At 39.9% G+C, this 18,388-nt stretch carries 20 protein-coding genes; 12 read left to right on the top strand and 8 right to left on the bottom strand.

Annotated features, from left to right (window positions below):
• Positions 1 to 20: 20 nt before the first annotated feature.
• Positions 21 to 308 carry a hypothetical protein gene (locus ACWIT3_RS04035; RefSeq protein WP_457161570.1) on the top strand — a complete coding sequence of 96 codons (288 nt, stop codon included), beginning with the start codon at positions 21 to 23 and terminating at the stop codon, positions 306 to 308.
• Positions 309 to 351: 43 nt separating this feature from the next.
• Here ACWIT3_RS04035 and ACWIT3_RS04030 read toward each other — a convergent pair whose 3' ends face one another.
• The 7 genes from ACWIT3_RS04030 to ACWIT3_RS04000 all read right to left on the bottom strand — a co-directional run bounded on the left by ACWIT3_RS04030 (position 352) and on the right by ACWIT3_RS04000 (position 7,758).
• Complete coding sequence (locus ACWIT3_RS04030) at positions 352 to 984, bottom strand: FKBP-type peptidyl-prolyl cis-trans isomerase (protein ID WP_457161521.1); 633 nt, start codon at positions 982 to 984, stop codon at positions 352 to 354.
• 33 nt (positions 985 to 1,017) lie between these two features.
• Complete coding sequence (gene asd / locus ACWIT3_RS04025; protein WP_457161520.1) at positions 1,018 to 1,902, bottom strand: archaetidylserine decarboxylase; 885 nt, start codon at positions 1,900 to 1,902, stop codon at positions 1,018 to 1,020.
• Positions 1,903 to 2,148: 246 nt separating this feature from the next.
• Positions 2,149 to 3,138 (bottom strand): murein tripeptide/oligopeptide ABC transporter ATP binding protein OppF, encoded by a 990-nt coding sequence (oppF, locus tag ACWIT3_RS04020; protein ID WP_457161519.1) that lies wholly within the window; start codon positions 3,136 to 3,138, stop codon positions 2,149 to 2,151.
• Positions 3,135 to 4,127 carry an oligopeptide ABC transporter ATP-binding protein OppD gene (gene oppD / locus ACWIT3_RS04015; protein ID WP_457161518.1) on the bottom strand — a complete coding sequence of 331 codons (993 nt, stop codon included), beginning with the start codon at positions 4,125 to 4,127 and terminating at the stop codon, positions 3,135 to 3,137. Before oppD ends, oppF begins: the two co-directional genes overlap by 4 nt.
• A gap of 21 nt (positions 4,128 to 4,148) precedes the next feature.
• Positions 4,149 to 5,060: an oligopeptide ABC transporter permease OppC gene (gene oppC, locus ACWIT3_RS04010; RefSeq protein ID WP_457161517.1), complete on the bottom strand. Its 912-nt coding sequence runs from the start codon at positions 5,058 to 5,060 to the stop codon at positions 4,149 to 4,151.
• A gap of 27 nt (positions 5,061 to 5,087) precedes the next feature.
• Positions 5,088 to 6,008, bottom strand: a complete 921-nt coding sequence (oppB, locus tag ACWIT3_RS04005) for an oligopeptide ABC transporter permease OppB (protein WP_457161516.1) — start codon at positions 6,006 to 6,008, stop codon at positions 5,088 to 5,090.
• Between the two features lie 100 nt (positions 6,009 to 6,108).
• Positions 6,109 to 7,758, bottom strand: a complete 1,650-nt coding sequence (locus ACWIT3_RS04000; RefSeq protein WP_457161515.1) for an ABC transporter substrate-binding protein — start codon at positions 7,756 to 7,758, stop codon at positions 6,109 to 6,111.
• A gap of 294 nt (positions 7,759 to 8,052) precedes the next feature.
• Here ACWIT3_RS04000 and yceD point away from each other — a divergent pair, with 294 nt between their 5' ends.
• The 8 genes from yceD (at position 8,053) to ACWIT3_RS03960 (ending at position 14,684) form a co-directional block, all read left to right on the top strand.
• Positions 8,053 to 8,577, top strand: coding sequence for a 23S rRNA accumulation protein YceD (yceD, locus tag ACWIT3_RS03995; RefSeq protein WP_457161514.1), 525 nt, complete (start codon positions 8,053 to 8,055; stop codon positions 8,575 to 8,577).
• A 17-nt stretch (positions 8,578 to 8,594) separates the two neighbouring features.
• Entirely contained in the window at positions 8,595 to 8,765 is a 171-nt protein-coding gene (gene rpmF, locus ACWIT3_RS03990; protein ID WP_005544470.1) for a 50S ribosomal protein L32, read from the top strand.
• Positions 8,766 to 8,795: 30 nt separating this feature from the next.
• The gene (gene plsX / locus ACWIT3_RS03985; protein WP_457161513.1) at positions 8,796 to 9,818 is read left to right on the top strand and encodes a phosphate acyltransferase PlsX; all 1,023 of its coding nucleotides are present in this window, start codon (positions 8,796 to 8,798) and stop codon (positions 9,816 to 9,818) included.
• 74 nt (positions 9,819 to 9,892) lie between these two features.
• Positions 9,893 to 10,846 (top strand): beta-ketoacyl-ACP synthase III, encoded by a 954-nt coding sequence (locus ACWIT3_RS03980; protein WP_457161512.1) that lies wholly within the window; start codon positions 9,893 to 9,895, stop codon positions 10,844 to 10,846.
• Between the two features lie 67 nt (positions 10,847 to 10,913).
• Positions 10,914 to 11,852 carry an ACP S-malonyltransferase gene (gene fabD, locus ACWIT3_RS03975; RefSeq protein WP_457161511.1) on the top strand — a complete coding sequence of 313 codons (939 nt, stop codon included), beginning with the start codon at positions 10,914 to 10,916 and terminating at the stop codon, positions 11,850 to 11,852.
• 29 nt (positions 11,853 to 11,881) lie between these two features.
• Positions 11,882 to 12,610 carry a 3-oxoacyl-ACP reductase FabG gene (gene fabG / locus ACWIT3_RS03970; protein ID WP_457161510.1) on the top strand — a complete coding sequence of 243 codons (729 nt, stop codon included), beginning with the start codon at positions 11,882 to 11,884 and terminating at the stop codon, positions 12,608 to 12,610.
• Positions 12,611 to 12,875: 265 nt separating this feature from the next.
• Positions 12,876 to 13,106 carry an acyl carrier protein gene (acpP, locus tag ACWIT3_RS03965; RefSeq protein WP_034617387.1) on the top strand — a complete coding sequence of 77 codons (231 nt, stop codon included), beginning with the start codon at positions 12,876 to 12,878 and terminating at the stop codon, positions 13,104 to 13,106.
• Positions 13,107 to 13,343: 237 nt separating this feature from the next.
• The gene (locus ACWIT3_RS03960) at positions 13,344 to 14,684 is read left to right on the top strand and encodes an anaerobic C4-dicarboxylate transporter (protein ID WP_457161509.1); all 1,341 of its coding nucleotides are present in this window, start codon (positions 13,344 to 13,346) and stop codon (positions 14,682 to 14,684) included.
• Between the two features lie 145 nt (positions 14,685 to 14,829).
• Here ACWIT3_RS03960 and rho read toward each other — a convergent pair whose 3' ends face one another.
• Positions 14,830 to 16,092, bottom strand: a complete 1,263-nt coding sequence (gene rho / locus ACWIT3_RS03955; RefSeq protein ID WP_046339095.1) for a transcription termination factor Rho — start codon at positions 16,090 to 16,092, stop codon at positions 14,830 to 14,832.
• Between the two features lie 213 nt (positions 16,093 to 16,305).
• Here rho and rhlB point away from each other — a divergent pair, with 213 nt between their 5' ends.
• Genes rhlB through rlmH form a run of 3 tightly spaced genes read left to right on the top strand, consistent with a single transcriptional unit; the run spans position 16,306 to position 18,385 of the window.
• Entirely contained in the window at positions 16,306 to 17,583 is a 1,278-nt protein-coding gene (rhlB, locus tag ACWIT3_RS03950) for an ATP-dependent RNA helicase RhlB (protein ID WP_457161508.1), read from the top strand.
• Between the two features lie 19 nt (positions 17,584 to 17,602).
• On the top strand, positions 17,603 to 17,914 hold the full coding sequence (rsfS, locus tag ACWIT3_RS03945) for a ribosome silencing factor (RefSeq protein WP_457161507.1): 312 nt from the start codon (positions 17,603 to 17,605) through the stop codon (positions 17,912 to 17,914).
• A 3-nt stretch (positions 17,915 to 17,917) separates the two neighbouring features.
• On the top strand, positions 17,918 to 18,385 hold the full coding sequence (gene rlmH / locus ACWIT3_RS03940) for a 23S rRNA (pseudouridine(1915)-N(3))-methyltransferase RlmH (RefSeq protein WP_457161506.1): 468 nt from the start codon (positions 17,918 to 17,920) through the stop codon (positions 18,383 to 18,385).
• The last annotated feature ends 3 nt before the right edge of the window (positions 18,386 to 18,388 follow it).

Raw genomic sequence — 18,388 nt, 5'->3', positions numbered from 1 at the left:
ATGGATTATTAGTCGGCATAATGATCTTGGGGGGAATACGCTGTACTCCACTTCAGCCTATTGAACCACTCATCGAGGCACATCAGCCTTTTGCTGTTACTGCAAGTGAAAAGCGCATTAATACGATGGTTTGTCACGATAAGGATGACTGGTATTTAGATGGATATCGTGTGGGTAAATCTTTTCGTACTTACCAACAAAAGCTGTTAAAGCAACGCACAGTTTATTGTGAGAAACAAACCAAACAGCCTATTTCAACGGGGTTGTTGAAAGCCTGGCAGAAAGGCTATCAGCAAGGAATAAAGTGAGGGCTGACAAAAAGAAAAGCGGTGAATCTCACCGCTTTTTTATTTAAAGAATAGCTAATAATTCGACTTCAAAGACTAATGTACTGAATGGGGGAATTGAAGCACCCGCACCACGTTCACCGTAAGCAAGGTTGTGAGGAATAGTTAAACGCCATTTTGAACCCACAGGCATCATAGATAATGCCTCAATCCAGCCAGCAATAACGCCATTTACTGGAAATTCAGCTGGTTGACCACGTTTGACCGAGCTATCAAATACCGTGCCATCGATTAGTGTGCCAGTGTAATGTACACGAACCTTGTCTTCACGAGCAGGAACCTTGCCGTTGCCTTCGACTAGCACTTCATATTGCAAACCCGATTCGGTGGTGTTTACGCCTGCTTTTTGTGCATTTTCGGCTAAGAATTGTTGACCTGCAATTTCAATTTCTTTGAATTGTGCCTGTTGTGCTTCAACAGCTTGTTGTTGTAACGCGTGTAACGCTTGGCTGACTTCATTTAATTCAAGCGCAGGTGGTTGTTGATTAAGAACATCAAAGATCCCTTTGGCTACGGCTTCTGCGCTGACATCAATCTGACTTTCTAATAATTGTTGACCGATTTGTAAACCGATACCATAGCTACCTTTTGCAGACAGACTTTCTAATGATACGTTATCGAAAAATTGTTGGCTCATTGTTTTTCCTATGTAGTTAAAAGTGGTTAAATATTACTTTTGGTGTGCAAGAATTTCACCCATACGAACAGGGCTGTCTACTTGTAAATGATCGGCAAGTTGTACCCGATCTTTTGCAAATAAATTGATTACCGTTGAACCTAATTGGAAGGCACCCATTTCTTGACCTTTCATCAATTTGATCGCTTTTTCACTTTCATAAGTCCAAGTAGTGACTTGATTTGGGCGCGGGGGATTAATGACACCCGCCCAGACTGTACTCATGCTCGCTGTAATTGTTGCACCAACGAGAATTTGGATCATCTTGCCAAATTCCGTATCAAAGGCACAAATCAGGCGTTCATTACGCGCAAAAAGATTCGGTACGTGTTCGGCTAAGAAAGGATTGACTGAAAATAAATCACCAGGCACGTAAATCATTTGGCGCAATGTTGCATCGCATGGCATATGAACACGGTGGTAATCACGTGGTGAAAGATAAATTGTCGCAAATTCACCATCTTGAAATTGTTCTACTAGCTCTTGGTTACCCGCAAGTAAGTCATGCAAACTGAAATGATGACCTTTCGCTTGCAGTAAGAGATCGTTGTCAATATGACCTATTTGGCTAATTCGACCATCTGCGGGTAAACAAAGTGCGGTTGGATTTTGGTTAATTGGTCGAGCATTTTCTGCTAATGGACGAATAAAAAATTCGTTGAAGCTAGCGTAGTCACTAAATGCAGGTCGAGCGGCCTCACTCATATTGACTTGATATTTTTTGGCAAATAATTTAATCACAAGATGTGTGACTGCGCCCCATTGTTGTTTAGCAAACCAACCTGCCAGTTGGGTTAAGTAAAGCTGTGGCATCACATATTGGAATGCAATTTTGATACGTTGCCAATAACTAAGTTGTGGTTTTTTTAATACATTCATACCGATAAATCATCTTTAAAGTGAAAATAATAGGCGTTAAAAGCCAAATGCTCGGCGATTATAACAAGTTATTCCATTTATGTAAGTATTTGTGTGTATTTATAGCAACATGTCGAAAACAGAAAAGAAGCGGATTTATCCATCTATTGATTGAAATGCGTATACTGATTTCTTGTCCGCCACAAGAAAGAGTGAGGTGCAGGTCGTGAAAAATAAACAACCGCACAAATGGTGCGGTTGTGTGATTTAATTAGATTTGAAACATGCCACAAAGTGATGGTTTTGTCCCTTCAAAATGGGTTTATCTGCAATGCAGTGTTGATCGGCAAGTGGACAACGTGTTCTAAACACACAGCCAGAAGGCGGATTGATTGGTGAAGGGAGATCCCCTTCAAGCAATTGGATCTGTTTGTTTCGCTCTAATCTTGGATCAGGAATCGGTACGGCAGACATTAACGCTTTGGTATAAGGATGTTTCGTATCATGATAGACCTGATCGTAATCGCCTAATTCAACCGCATTGCCTAAATACATCACCAACACACGATCGGAAATATGTTTAACCACAGCAAGATCGTGGGCAATGAAAATCAATGATAAGCCCATTTCACGTTGTAATGATTTTAGCAAGTTCACGACTTGGGCTTGAATCGACACGTCTAACGCAGAAACAGGTTCATCACAAATAATCAATTTCGGTTCAACGATTAAGGCACGAGCAATACCGATACGTTGACATTGACCACCAGAAAATTCGTGCGGATAACGGTTGATTAAGTTCGGCAATAAGCCCACTTTCATCATCATCGCACGCACTTTTTCTTTCACTTCTTCATTGGTTAAGTGCGGTTGATAAATTTTCAGTGGCTCAGCAATAATACTACCAATGGTCATACGTGGGTTCAGTGACGCAAGGGGATCTTGGAAGATCATTTGAATATCACTGCGCACATTTTTCCATGCTTTTGCATTTTGCTTCGTTAAGTCTTTGCCCAACCATAAAATGTTGCCACCAGAACTACTTACTAAACCAGTAATCGCACGTGCAAGCGTCGATTTACCGCAACCAGACTCACCCACCACACCTAAGGTTTCGCCTTCATACAAATCAAAAGAAACGTGGTTTACGGCTTTTAAGGTTTGGTGTTTGCTAAACAGCAACGATTTTGTATCTTTAATTTTAAAATGGACGCTTAAATCTCTGACTTGGAGAATCACTTTTTTTTCTGCGTTCATGATGCGTTACCTCTTATTAATTGCTCCGCAGGGACAAAACAAGCGCGTAAACGTTGATCCGCTAATAAATCTAAACTTGGCGCTTTTAAGCAGCGTTCAGTGGCGTGAACACAACGTGGTTGGAATGGACAGCCACTTGGTAAATGTAACAAGTTTGGTGGGTTACCAGGAATAGTGATCAACTCTTCTTCTTGTCCGTCAACACGTGGTACCGCACCAATTAAACCCATTGAATATGGGTGGCTTGGCGTATAGAAAATTTGCTCTGCTGTGCCATATTCCATTGTGCGACCCGCGTACATCACTAACACGTTATCGCAAATTCCAGCCACGACACCAAGGTCGTGGGTAATCATAATAATCGCAGTATTAAACTCGCGCTTTAGTTCATTCAATAAGGTCATAATTTGCGCTTGTACGGTTACGTCTAACGCAGTGGTTGGTTCGTCCGCAATTAATAATTTCGGGCGACAAAGCAATGCCATTGCAATCATTACACGTTGGCGCATACCGCCTGAAAATTCGTGCGGGTACATATTCATACGTTTGCGTGATTCTGGCATTTTCACTGCATCAAGCATACGTACAGATTCTTCAAATGCGGTTTTACGATCCATTCCTTTATGCAAAATCAGTACTTCCATTAACTGTTCACCAATTTTCATATAAGGGTTGAGTGAGGTCATGGGATCTTGGAAGATCATTGCAATTTGTTCTGCACGCAAGCGGTTAAGTTGTGCTTCAGGCAAATTCAAGATTTCTTGACCATTGAATTTTGCAGATCCTGCAATGCGACCGTTATCTGCCAGTAAGCCCATTAAGGCAAATGCAGTTTGTGATTTGCCTGAGCCTGATTCACCCACGATCCCTAAGGTTTCACCAGCTTTTAATGAAAATGTTAAATTATTGACCGCAGTTACATCACCGTCAGGGGTTTTAAACGTAACACGTAAGTCTTGCACATCGAGTAGTAAGTCATTTGTTGTCATTTTTCTCTCCAAGAACGTGTATTAGCGATCTTTCGGGTCTAGCGCATCACGCAGGCCATCACCGATAAAGTTAAAACAAAATAGCGTAATTACTAAGAATAGGGCTGGGAAAACCAACAACCAAGGCGCAGCTTCCATGGATTTTGCACCGTCATTTAATAATCCACCCCAGCTACTTAGCGGCTCTTGTGTCCCTAATCCTAAGAAACTTAAGAAAGATTCAAATAAGATCATGCCTGGTACAAGTAATGAAGCATAAACCACCACAACACCAAGCACATTCGGCACGATATGACGCCATACAATTTGGCGTGACGACACACCACATACGATAGCCGCTTCAATAAATTCTTTTTGTTTTAAGCTTAATGTTTGACCGCGCACAATCCTTGCCATATCAAGCCAAGACACCATCCCAATCGCTACAAAAATGAGGAAAATATTGCGACCGAAGAACGTCACTAACAAAATGACAAAAAACATGAAAGGGAAAGAATTCAGAATTTCAAGGAAACGCATCATAAACGTATCGATTTTTCCCCCTAAATAACCTGAAGTTGCACCGTATAAAGTACCAACTAATACAGCAATGAGGGCCCCCGCAATACCGACTAATAATGAAATACGTCCGCCAATTGCTACGCGAACTAATAAATCACGTCCCGAAGCATCTGTACCAAAGTAGTGCATACTTTCCCATTCTGGTGGCATCGAAATCGCCGTGAAATCTAATTCGTCATAAGGATAAGGTATTAACATTGGCGCAAAGATCACGAAAAGGCTAATACAAAATAAAACAAATAAACTGGTTAAGGCAGCTTTATTATGAAAAAAACGACGGCGGGCATCTTGCCATAAACTGCGACCTTCCACGGTATCCAGTTTTTCTGCCACGTTTTCGAGTAGTACGGAATCTTTTTGATTTTTTAACATACTTGTCTTCCTGTCATCACAGCAAAATTAATAACGGATTTTTGGATCAATAATGGCGTATAAAATGTCTACGATGGCATTAAATGCAATCGTTAACGCACCGACTAAAATTGTTAAACTTAACACTAAGGAGTAGTCACGATTTAATGCTCCGTTAACGAAAAGTTGACCAATACCAGGAATACCAAAAATACTTTCAATCACCATTGAACCTGTGATAATCCCCACGAATGCAGGACCCATATAAGAAATAACAGGCAATAATGCGGGACGTAATGCGTGTTTCAATAAAATACGGCGCATTGGTAAGCCCTTGGCTTTTGCAGTACGAATAAAGTTGGAATGAAGTACTTCAATCATTGAGCCACGAGTAATACGGGCAATACTTGCGATGTAAGATAAGCAAAGTGCAATCATTGGCATGAGCATAAACTTAAATGCGCCCCCTTCCCAGCCACCTGAGGGCAACCACTGTAATGAAATAGAAAAAATCAGAACAAGTAGCGGAGCAACAACGAAACTTGGAATGACCACCCCCGTCATTGCAAATGTCATAATCAGATAATCAATCCATTTATTTTGTTTTAAAGCTGCAATCGTTCCTGCGGTGACGCCGAGCGTGAGCGCAATCAAAAAAGCGGAAAAGCCTAATTTAAAGGAAACGGGGAAAGCGGCAGACACGAGCTGATTAACAGTATAATCTTTATATTTAAAAGAAGGCCCAAAATCACCATGCGAAAGGTCTTTCAAATAAATAAAATATTGCTTATAGAGCGGTTCATTTAAGTGATATTTGGCTTCAATATTAGCGATGACTTCTGGCGGGTAATTTTTTTCACTAGTAAATGGGCTGCCTGGTGCCAAACGCATCATGAAAAAAGAAATAGTAATTAATATAAACAGTGTTGGAATTGCCTGTAAAAGACGACGAAGAATTAATTTAAACATACAAGATAATCCAATCCAAACATCGCAATGTGCGAAAAAGAAGAAAAGTGCGGTCGGGTTTAAAGCAAGATTGACCGCACTAAATTAAAAATAATAAAAATTAATGTTTAACTAGGTAAACATCTTTCAAGTAGAAGTTTTTACCAGGATGGTTGATTGGGAAACCTTTTACATAAGGTTTAACCATACGTGGATCAACATAGTAATACATTGGGATCAACGCTGCATCATTGGCTAATTGTGCTTCCAACTTCGCATAAATTTCAGCACGTTGTTCATCAGTCTCTGCTAAATAAGTGTCTGACAGTAACTTATCAAATTCGGCACTATTATAGAATGCAGTGTTGTTACTACTGGTTGATAAGAAGTAGTTCAAGAACGTACTTGCTTCGTTATAGTCAGCACACCAACCCGCGCGTGTCACTTGGTAGTTACCTTGGTGACGCGTATCTAAGTAAGTTTTCCATTCTTGGTTTTCTAACGACACTTTCACCGCACCACCTAAGTTTTTCTGCCATAAAGAGCTTGCAGCAAGTGCAATTTTCTTATGGTTTTCAGAGGTGTTGTATAACAACGTGAAATTCAATGGATTGCTCTTATCGAAACCAGCTTCTTTTAACAATTCAATCGCTTTTTTGTTACGATCCGCTTGAGATAATTCTGCCCAGTCTGGTTTGGCAATTTTCTCACCACCATTAATATATGGAGGCGTAAAACTATAAGCAGGAACTTGACCTTGAGCCGTCACTTTTTCAGTGATGATATTGCGATCCATTGCCATAGCAAGCGCTTTTCTTACACGTACATCGTCAAATGGTGCTTTCTTGTGATTGATTTCATATAAATAAGTACATAATGAAGACGGCGTATACACTTCATTCGGATATTCTTTTTTCAGTTTAGTGAATAATTCCACTGGCAACGCATGGTTCGTGATATCGAGATCACCTGCACGGTAGCGTGCTACGTCAGTATTTTCTGATTCGATTGGATAGAGTGTGACATTCGTTAAGACCGTTTTAGCATGATCCCAGTAATGTGGGTTCGGAACTAATTCTAATTTTTCGTTGATCGTCCAGCTGGCAACTTTAAATGCGCCGTTACCCACGATGTTTTTCACATCAGTCCATTTATCACCAAATTGCTCAACTAATTTTTTATTTACTGGCGCTAATACATAGTGTTCGCTGAGTTTATCTGCATAAGGGACACTTGCTGATAAGGTTAATTCTAATGTGTGATCATCCAATGCTTTCACACCTAGCTCTGTCACAGGTTTTTTACCTGCAACTACGTCTTCAGCGTTGAGTAATTTCAGGTAGTTTAAATAGCTTGAATAAGGTGATGCGGTTTTCGGATCAGCTAAACGTTGGAAAGAAAAGACAAAGTCTTCAGCGGTAACGGGGTCGCCATTTGACCATTTTGCATCGGGACGAAGATAGAACGTCCATTTTTTAAAGTCAGGACTGTGTTCCCATTTGATCGCAGCACCAGGAATGATGTGACCTTCTGCATCTGAAATCACAAGGGTTTCAAATAATTGACGAGAGGCAAAACCCTCTGGGGTTCCTTCGATTTTATGAGGATCTAATGATGCTGGATTTGAACCAATATTCCAACGTAGTTCTTGTTTTGCTGCGAGCTCTGTACCCGCAGGGACAGTCGCGGCAAGAGTAGCGTGTGCTGCAAAGAGACCCAATGCGCTTGTTAACGCAATGTTAAGAAATGTTTTTTTCATTGTGTTTGCCATAATTTTACCTTTTTTTGTGAGTAAAAGAGTTTCTATTAATAAAGGAAAAATGGGGGACTGTAAAGCCTTGAGCGTATTATTTGTGAACTATATTCTAATAATTTGATTTAGATTATTCGTTTAATCTTAAGTTTTGGAGTTTTTCTACAGATTCTCTTTTATTCATCTCGGGAGAGGGAAAACGATTTGAACAGAATGAGAAAACGCATTTTGTTAACATTTATCGTGATGTTGTGCCAAAAAATAATAATTTCCTTTGACTATTTTGTTCTCAAAAGGTAATATTCACGCCCTATGCAAAAGGTAAAATTACCCCTAACTGTTGACCCAGTCAAAGATGCGCAACGTCGATTAGATTACGATGGCTATTATGCTATCAATCAGTTACAGCGTCTTTCTGAGTCAGTAAGTAAAGTGCTCAGCGATGCACAGGTTAGATTATCGTTTTTTATTGATCCACAAAAATTAGTGGTCATGAAAGGGCAGGCAACCGTTGAAGTAGAACTTATCTGTCAACGTTGTGAGACGCCTTTTGTGCAAACTGTTGATTGTACATTTTGTTACAGTCCTGTGGCTAATTTGGATCAAGCCGATGTATTGCCCGAAATTTATGAGCCAATCGAATTTAATGAGTTTGGTGAAATAGATTTACTTGGTGCGATTGAAGATGAATTAATTTTAAGTCTACCGATTGTACCAATGCATTCATCTGAACACTGTGAAGTGTCCGTGGCTGAACAGGTTTTTGGCGAATTGCCCGAAGAGCTGGCAAAAAAACCGAACCCGTTCGCTGTATTAGCTAGTTTAAAGCAAAAGTAAATTTAGGAGTATAGCCAATGGCTGTTCAACAAAACAAAAAATCTCGTTCACGTCGTGATATGCGTCGTTCACACGATGCCTTAACCACTGCAGCAGTATCAGTTGATAAAGCAAGTGGTGAAACGCATTTACGTCACCATGTAACTGCTGATGGTTACTATCGTGGTCGTAAAGTGATTAACAAATAATTTCTATATTATTTAGAAAAAGGTAATCACTTGAGTCGTCTAACCCTTGCGTTAGATGTGATGGGCGGGGACATAGGTCCCCGTATTACTATCCCCGCATCCATGATTGCGTTGGAAAAAGATCCAATGCTCTCTTTATTATTGTTTGGCGATAGCCAACAAATTATTCCTTTACTTGAAACTCTTCCTGTCTCAATTCAACAGCGTGTTACGGTTTGTCATTGCTCACGAACGATCGATAATGAGCATGGTATTTCTTATGCTTTAAGACATAGCAAAGGCACATCGATGCGTTTAGCGATCGAAGCAGTGCAGAAAGGTGAAGCGCAAGGATGTGTCAGCGCAGGCAATACTGCAGCACTTATGGGACTTTCAAAAATTTTACTACAGCCACTGAAACGGATTCAACGACCCGCGTTAATTTCTGTTATACCAACTGTTGATGGTAAAAAAAGTGTGATGCTTGATCTTGGTGCGAATATTGACTGTGATGCAGAAAATTTATATCAATTTGCATTAATGGGCAGTATTTTTGCTGAAAACACGTTGAATTTAGTCTATCCTAGAATCGCGTTACTGAATATTGGCAGTGAAGATATTAAAGGTCATAAGTCTATTCGCGATGCAGCAGCACTGTTAGAGAAAGATAGTGCGCTAAATTATATTGGTTTTATTGAGGGTAACTTCTTATTAAATGGCAAGGCTGATGTCATTGTAAGTGACGGTTTTGCAGGCAATGTGGCGCTGAAAACTCTTGAGGGTGCAGCAAAAAATGTGATTACCTTGTTAAAAGGTAAATCAAAAAATAGTGTATTGAAACCCGTATTTTCTTGGTTATTGCGTCATTTATTTAAAGAAAATTATCAGCGTTTAAAACAAATTAATCCAGATGAATATAATGGCGCATCTTTGATTGGATTGACATCTGTTGTCGTAAAAAGCCATGGTGGTGCAAATGTTGAGGCATTTTCTTATGCAATTGCAGATGCCGCATTCCAAGTGCGTCAACAAATTCCCTCAAAAATTTTGGCTGGTCTCGAAAAATACGAGTAACCTCAGTATATAAGAATAAACGTAATCATTAATTGACGATGGCAAGTTCGCTATCATTTTTAACGAGATTTATTATGTACAGTAAAATCTTATCAACGGGTAGTTATTTACCGAAAAATATTCGTACGAATGCGGATTTAGAAAAAATGGTGGAAACCTCTGATGAATGGATTTCCGAACGTACGGGTATTAAAGAACGTCGTATTGCTGATACACATGAAACGGTTGCAACAATGGGGTTTGAAGCAGCCAAAAAATGTCTAGACATGTCACCATTTGATGTCAATGAAATTGACTTAATTATCGTGGCAACAACAAGTTCTCCGCATGCGTTTCCAAGTACAGCGTGCCAAATTCAAAAAATGCTTGAGATTAAAGATGCGATTGCTTTTGATGTTGCTGCAGCTTGTTCGGGCTTCGTTTATGCTTTAACTGTTGCGGATCAATTTATTCGTACTGGCAAAGTAAAAAAAGCTTTGGTTATTGGGGCTGACCTTTTTTCTCGCGCATTAAACCCAGAAGATCGTGGCACCATTATTTTATTTGGTGACGGTGCTGGTGCGGTGATGTTAGAAAGCTCGACTGAACCTGGCATTATTTCGACCCATTTACATGCAACGGGTGAAAGTGCGGAAGTATTGACCCTTGCAAATCAAGCACGTGGCATTGAAACGGATCCTGCTTATCTTGAAATGCAAGGCAATGCGACATTTAAGATTGCTGTACGCGAATTAGCCAATGTGGTTGAAGAAACCCTAGAAGCGAATCAGTTAGATAAGAAAGATATTGATTGGTTAGTTCCTCACCAAGCGAATTTACGGATTATTGCTGCAACGGCGAAGAAATTAGATATGGATATGTCACAAGTGGTGGTGACGTTAGATCGTCATGGTAATACATCCGCAGGAAGTATTCCGAGTGCATTAGATGAAGCAGTGCGCGACGGGCGTATTCAACGTGGTCAAATGTTATTGTTAGAAGCGTTTGGTGGTGGTCTGACTTGGGGATCTGCGCTAATTCGGTTTTAATAGCATGAGTTAATCATAAAAAGTGCGGTCGATTTTTACAACGTTTTAAAAGAATAAGGAAAATAAGATGAAAAAATTCGCAATGGTTTTTCCAGGTCAGGGGTCACAAGCGGTTGGTATGCTAGCAGAATTAGCAACAGAATATGCAGTTGTAGAAGAAACTTTCCAACAAGCTTCTGAGGCATTAGGATATGATTTGTGGCAACTTGTACAACAAGGCCCAGCGGAAGAATTAAATAAAACGTGGCAAACTCAGCCTGCACTTTTAGCGGCTTCTGTGGCAATTTATCGTGTATGGCAACAAAAATACCCACAATTAAAACCTACAGTAATGGCGGGACACAGTTTAGGTGAGTATTCTGCATTAGTCTGTGCTGATGTGCTTGATTTCCAAGATGCGATTAAATTAGTGGAATTACGCGGTAAATTAATGCAACAAGCTGTGCCAGAAGGCACTGGTGCAATGTATGCAATTATTGGTTTAGATAACGAGTCAATTATCAAAGCTTGTGCTGATTCAGCACAAGGTGAAGTGGTTTCAGCAGTGAATTTTAATTCACCAGGTCAAGTGGTGATTGCTGGTGCGAAAGCGGCGGTTGAACGTGCAGCAGCAGCCTGTAAAGAAGCAGGGGCAAAACGTGCATTACCATTAGCAGTGAGTGTGCCTTCACATTGTGCATTAATGAAACCCGCGGCAGATCAGTTAGCGGTTTCGTTAGACAATATCGCGGTGAAAGTGCCAAGTACCGCAGTGATTAATAACGTGGATGTTAGAACTGAAACAGAAAGTACAGAAATTCGTACTGCACTGGTACGTCAGCTTTATAGCCCAGTACGTTGGACTGAAACTGTAGAAGCTATGGCGAAAGATGGGGTGGAAGTATTAGTGGAAATCGGTCCAAATAAAGTGTTGACTGGTTTAACGAAACGTATTGTGGCAGATTTACAAGCAACAGCAGTAAATGATCTGGCGTCATTAAATGCAGTTGAAGCAGTATTAGCATAACTTATTAAGATTCAAAAAGGGGATAGTCAATGCAAGGTAAAATTGCGTTAGTAACAGGGGCAACGCGTGGTATTGGTCGTGCGATTGCAGAAGAATTAAGTGCAAAAGGTGCATTTGTGATTGGTACGGCGACATCAGAAAAAGGTGCTGAAAGTATTTCTGCATATTTGGGTGAAAAAGGGAAAGGCCTTGTACTAAATGTCACAGATCTTACTTCAATCGAAGCAACATTAGATAAAATTAAAGCAGACTTTGGTGATATTGATATTTTAGTTAACAATGCAGGGATCACTCGTGACAACCTGTTAATGCGTATGAAAGATGAAGAGTGGTTTGATATTATGCAAACTAATTTAACGTCGGTATATCACTTATCAAAAGCGATGTTACGTTCAATGATGAAAAAACGTTTTGGTCGTATCATCACTATTGGTTCTGTGGTTGGCTCAATGGGTAATCCAGGACAAGCTAACTACTGTGCGGCAAAAGCGGGTGTGATTGGCTTTAGCAAAGCACTTGCAAAAGAAGTGGCATCTCGTGGCATCACCGTTAACGTGGTTGCGCCAGGCTTTATTGCAACGGATATGACTGATGTTTTGACAGAAGATCAAAAAGCAGGCATTTTATCACAAGTACCTGCAGGTCGTTTAGGCGATCCTAAAGATATTGCAAAAGCAGTTTCATTTTTGGCGTCTGATGACGCGAGCTATATTACGGGGACTACATTGCATGTAAATGGTGGAATGTTCACCAATTAGGGTGTATAAATCAATTACAGATTTTAAGGGATAAAAGCATAGCCAAAGGTTGAGGTTAATGTTAAAATCCGAATCGCAATGTAACTTGGTTACGCCACTTTAAGCGTAAATGAAGTAACGTAACTGTATTTTTTAACGGTATGTATTTTTGAAAATAGGCTTTTGAGGTTTGACCACCAATAAAAAGCGTTGTAAGTTAGGAAAAAATACATACACTAATTAACTCGTCGCAGTGAGCGAAAAACTAAACTATAGGAAGAAACAAATGAGCATTGAAGAACGCGTAAAAAAAATCATCGTTGAACAATTAGGCGTTAAAGAAGACGAAGTAAAATCTGAAGCGTCTTTCGTTGAAGATTTAGGTGCGGATTCTTTAGACACTGTTGAATTAGTCATGGCTTTAGAAGAAGAATTTGATATCGAAATTCCAGATGAAGAAGCTGAAAAAATCACAACAGTTCAATCTGCGATTGATTACGTTCAAAACAATCAATAATTCTTATTTAGGCGGTGATTAAACCGCCTAAATTTTTTCTTGCCTTATTTCCATTTTTCTTTTCTTCTCTCCCTCAAAAATCCCTTATTTTTATACGTATTTTATTTTTTGATTTAAACCAAACAATTGTTTGATTTTTTACGAAAAGCACACAAAAGATGAGCAAAATGATTGTGTACAAATATAAATCAAGTATGATAGCTACATCATTTTTTGTAACATTTTAGAGGTAGTATTATGCTGTATTTAGAGTTTTTATTCCTACTATTTATGCTGTATGTAGGCAGTCGTTTTGGTGGTATCGGATTAGGGGTCGTATCGGGTATTGGCTTAGTCATTGAAGTCTTTATTTTCCGTATGCCAGTCGGAAAAGCACCAGTGGATGTGATGTTAATTATCTTATCTGTTGTCACTTGTGCGTCAATTTTAGAGGCTGCAGGCGGTTTGAAATTTATGCTACAAATTGCAGAACGTATTTTACGTAGCAATCCTAAGCGTATTACTTTACTTGGACCAATCGTGACCTACTTAATGACTTTTATGCTTGGTACAGGTCACTCTGTTTATTCCATCATGCCAATCATTGGTGATGTGGCGTTAAAAAATAAAATTCGTCCAGAGCGTCCAATGGCGGCATCTTCTGTGGCGTCTCAATTAGCGATTACCTCAAGCCCACTTTCCGCGGCTGTAGTATTCTATTTAGGCAAAATTGTTGAATTACCAGGCTTTGAACATATTTCATTACTCGATATTATTTGTGTCACCGTACCTGCAACATTCGCGGGAACAATGGCACTCGCGCTTTATAGTATGCGTCGTGGTAAAGAATTAGAGGATGATCCAGAATATCAACGTCGTTTACAAGATCCAATTTGGCGCGATCGTATTTTAAGTACCACAAGTACCACATTGAATGAAGCATTACCGCCTGCGGCAAAACAATCAGTTTACTTATTCTTATTGTCATTAGTAGTGATTGTGATTGTGGCGATGTTGCCAGAAATCCGTACGATCGGGGTAGGCGAGAAAATTAAACCGATTTCTATGTCATTAATCATTCAAATGATGATGCTCTGCTTTGGTGGTATTATTTTATTAGTCACTAAAACTAACCCACAAATCGTACCAAATGGCGTAGTGTTTAAATCTGGTATGGTGGCTGCAATTGCGATTTTTGGTATTGCATGGATGAGTGATACGTACTTCAAATTTGCAATGCCTGAATTTAGAGAAGGGATTACCTCAATGGTAAGACATTACCCTTGGACCTTTGCGCTTGCGCTCTTTGCTGTGTCAGTAGTGATTAACAGCCAAGCTGCGACAGCCGTTATGATGTTACCTGTTGGTCTGGAATTAGGCTTGCCTGCGCCATTATTAGTGGGCTTAATGCCAGCTACTTATGCTTACTTCTTTATCCCTAATTACCCATCGGATATTGCAACAGTAAACTTTGACGTAACAGGTACGACGAAAATTGGTAAATATTATTTTAACCATAGCTTTATGATGCCAGGTCTCATTGGGGTGACAACAGCTTGTTTAGTGGGGGTGGCGATTGCAAACATTGTGATTGCATAAAGTTTAGAGCTAACTTGAATATGTTGAGATGTGCGGTCAAATTTTGCGAAAATTGACCGCACTTTTTTATTCATGATATTCAGCGAATCATTGTAATAAAAAAGCCGCATTACTTGCGGCTTTTCTTGTGATTATCATTGACGCATTATGAACGCTTCATAATTTCAAAAAACTCATCATTGGTTTTTGCTACCATGAGTTTATCAATAAGGAATTCCATTGCTTCCACTTCACCCATTGGGTTAAGGATTTTACGCAGAATCCACATTTTTTGTAGTTCATCAGGTGTTGTGAGTAAGTCTTCTTTACGTGTACCAGAACGGTTGAAATCGATAGCAGGGAAAACGCGTTTTTCTGCGATTTTACGTGAAAGATGTAACTCCATGTTCCCTGTTCCTTTGAACTCTTCAAAGATCACTTCATCCATTTTTGAGCCAGTGTCGACTAAGGCTGTCGCGATGATGGTTAAGCTACCACCTTCTTCTACATTACGTGCGGCACCAAAGAAGCGTTTTGGACGATGTAATGCGTTGGCATCCACACCACCAGATAAGATTTTACCTGAGGCTGGCGTCACAGTGTTGTAAGCACGAGCTAGACGTGTAATAGAATCAAGTAAAATGACCACGTCTTTTTTGTGTTCAACAGAGCGTTTTGCTTTTTCGATTACCATTTCAGCAACTTGAACGTGACGAGTTGCTGGTTCGTCAAAGGTTGAAGCAATCACTTCCCCTTTTACTGAGCGCTGCATTTCAGTGACTTCTTCAGGACGTTCATCGATAAGTAAAACGATTAACTCACATTCTGGATAGTTGTGGGTAATGCTTTGTGCAATATTTTGTAACAACATCGTTTTACCCGCTTTAGGTGGTGCAACGATTAGACCACGTTGACCTTTACCAATTGGCGAGGCTAAGTCAAGAATACGCGCAGTTAAATCTTCCGTTGAACCATTACCCCGTTCCATTCTTAAACGTGAGTTAGCGTGAAGTGGGGTTAAGTTTTCAAATAGGATTTTACTACGTGAAACTTCGGGTCTATCGTCGTTGACTTGGTCAACTTTGAGTAATGCAAAATAGCGTTCACCTTCTTTAGGTGGGCGAATTTTGCCTTCAATTTTGTCACCTGTTTGTAAGTTAAAACGACGAATTTGGCTCGGTGAGACATAGATATCGTCTGGACCAGCAAGATAAGAGCTGTCGGCGGAACGTAAGAAACCGAAACCATCTGGTAAAATTTCAAGTACACCACCGCCGAAAATATCTTCGCCACTTTTAGCGTGTTGTTTTAGGATCGCAAAAACGATGTCTTGTTTACGTAAACGAGCTAAGTTTTCTAAGCCCATTTGACCTTCACCAAGTTCCACAAGTTCAGAAACTGGTCTATTTTTTAGTTCTGTAAGATGCATAATATTTGAGGGTTGTTATTGATTTGATATAAAAGAATAAATGAATGAATATGTGATGTTTTTGAATAGGCGTAAATTATCACTAAAACCCGTTACTGTCTAGTTTTAGCGCCGACTTTTATGAAAAAATTGGAAAAGTACGTGCATTTTTTGGGGATTTTTGTACTTCGTGCTATTCTTAGCACAATTTTTTTCAGAGATTTATCATTTTTTATGCAAGAGAATTATTTAACACCATGTCGTTTTGCGGATTTACCTTTAAATAGCAATGTCTTACAAGCACTTCAAGCGAAAGGGTTTGATTATTGCACGCCTATTCAGGCGTTGTCTTTGCCAATAAGTTTAATGGGAAAAGATGTGGCAGGACAAGCGCAAACAGGAACAGGTAAAACCATGGCATTTTTAACAGCTACGTTTCATCATTTATTAGAGAAACGAGAAAAAGTATCTACTACCTGTTTACCACCACGCGCCTTAATTTTAGCCCCAACTCGTGAGTTGGCTGTCCAAATTAGCAATGATGCCGAATTGTTAGTCAAAGCGACAGGATTAAAAACGGGACTTGCGTATGGGGGGGATGGTTATGATAAGCAGTTAAAAGCGATTGAAGAGGGCGTGGATATTCTCATTGGGACGACGGGTCGTGTGATTGATTATGTGAAGCAAGGGATTGTGCGTCTAGATCATATTCAAGTTGTTGTATTAGATGAAGCGGATCGTATGTTTGATTTAGGATTTATCAAAGATATTCGTTATCTATTACGGAAATGCCCCGCACCACAACAGCGTTTAACGATGCTTTTTTCTGCAACGTTGTCTTACAAAGTAAGAGAATTAGCGTTTGAAGACATGAATAATCCTGAATATGTAGAAATTGAGCCTTTACAAAAGACAGGTCATCGGATTAAAGAAGAGCTTTTTTATCCTTCAAATCAAGACAAAATGGCGCTATTGCTGACATTATTAGAAGAAGAGTGGCCAGAGCGTTGTATCGTGTTTGCAAACACTAAACACCGTTGTGAAGATATTTGGGGGTATTTGGCGGCAGATGGTCATCGTGTTGGTTTGTTGACTGGCGATGTAGCTCAGAAAAAACGTCTTTCATTATTGAAACAATTTACAGAAGGACAATTGGATATTTTAGTGGCAACTGATGTGGCAGCACGTGGTTTACACATCGCGGATGTGACGCATGTATTTAATTATGATTTACCTGATGATCGAGAGGACTATGTTCATCGGATAGGTCGTACGGGACGCGCAGGCGAAAGCGGGGTGTCGATTAGTTTTGCTTGTGAAGAATACGCGATGAATTTACCCGCTATTGAAGAGTATATCGGGCACAGTATTCCAGTGAGTCAGTATGATGTTCATGCACTATTAACACTGCCAAAGCCTTATCGTGTAAAACGCCATACTTCAATGGCAAAAAATCATTCACATTCTAACCGCACATTGCCGAATAAACGCCATGTTAAACGCAGTTTTTAAAGCACAAAAGGACAAGCACTTGAAAACCTTAACTGATTTTTTAATTGACAAATTAGATACTCTAAAAGCAACAGATATTCGACATCTTGATGTTCGTGGTAAATCGCCTATTACAGATGATATGGTGATTTGTACTGGGACATCCAGTCGTCATGTTGCTTCATTAGCACAAAATTTGATTACAGAATGTAAGTTAGCAGGTTTTGAAACATTTGGTGATGAAGGAATGGACACTGCGGATTGGGTAGTGGTCGATTTAGGTCAAGCAATCGTGCATATTATGCAGGCAGAAAGCCGTGAGTTGTATCAGTTAGAAAAATTGTGGAGCTAATTTGTGAAGATCCAATTGATTGCTGTCGGGACAAAAATGCCAGGCTGGGTCAGCACGGGTTTTGAAGAATACCAACGACGTTTCCCTAAAGATATGCCTTTCGAATTAATTGAAATTGCCGCAGGGAAACGGGGTAAAAATGCAGATATTAAACGCATTTTAGATCAAGAAGGTAAGTCGATGTTGGCTGCTTGTGGTAGAAATCGCATTGTGACACTTGATATTCCAGGTAAGCCTTGGACAACGGAACAATTGGCGTGTCAATTAGAAGCCTGGAAACAAGATGGTCGTGATGTATGCTTGCTGATTGGTGGACCTGAAGGGTTATCTCCTGAATGTAAAGCAGCAGCAGAACAGAGTTGGTCTTTATCGCCTCTTACTTTACCGCACCCTTTAGTTCGTGTTGTGGTTGCTGAGAGTTTGTATCGAGCATGGTCACTGACGACTAATCATCCTTACCATCGTGAATAACAG

This window comes from Pasteurella sp. P03HT (assembly GCF_054052285.1).
The sequence above is the reverse complement of the archived record's forward strand: the minus strand, read 5'-3'. Positions and strand labels throughout refer to the sequence as shown.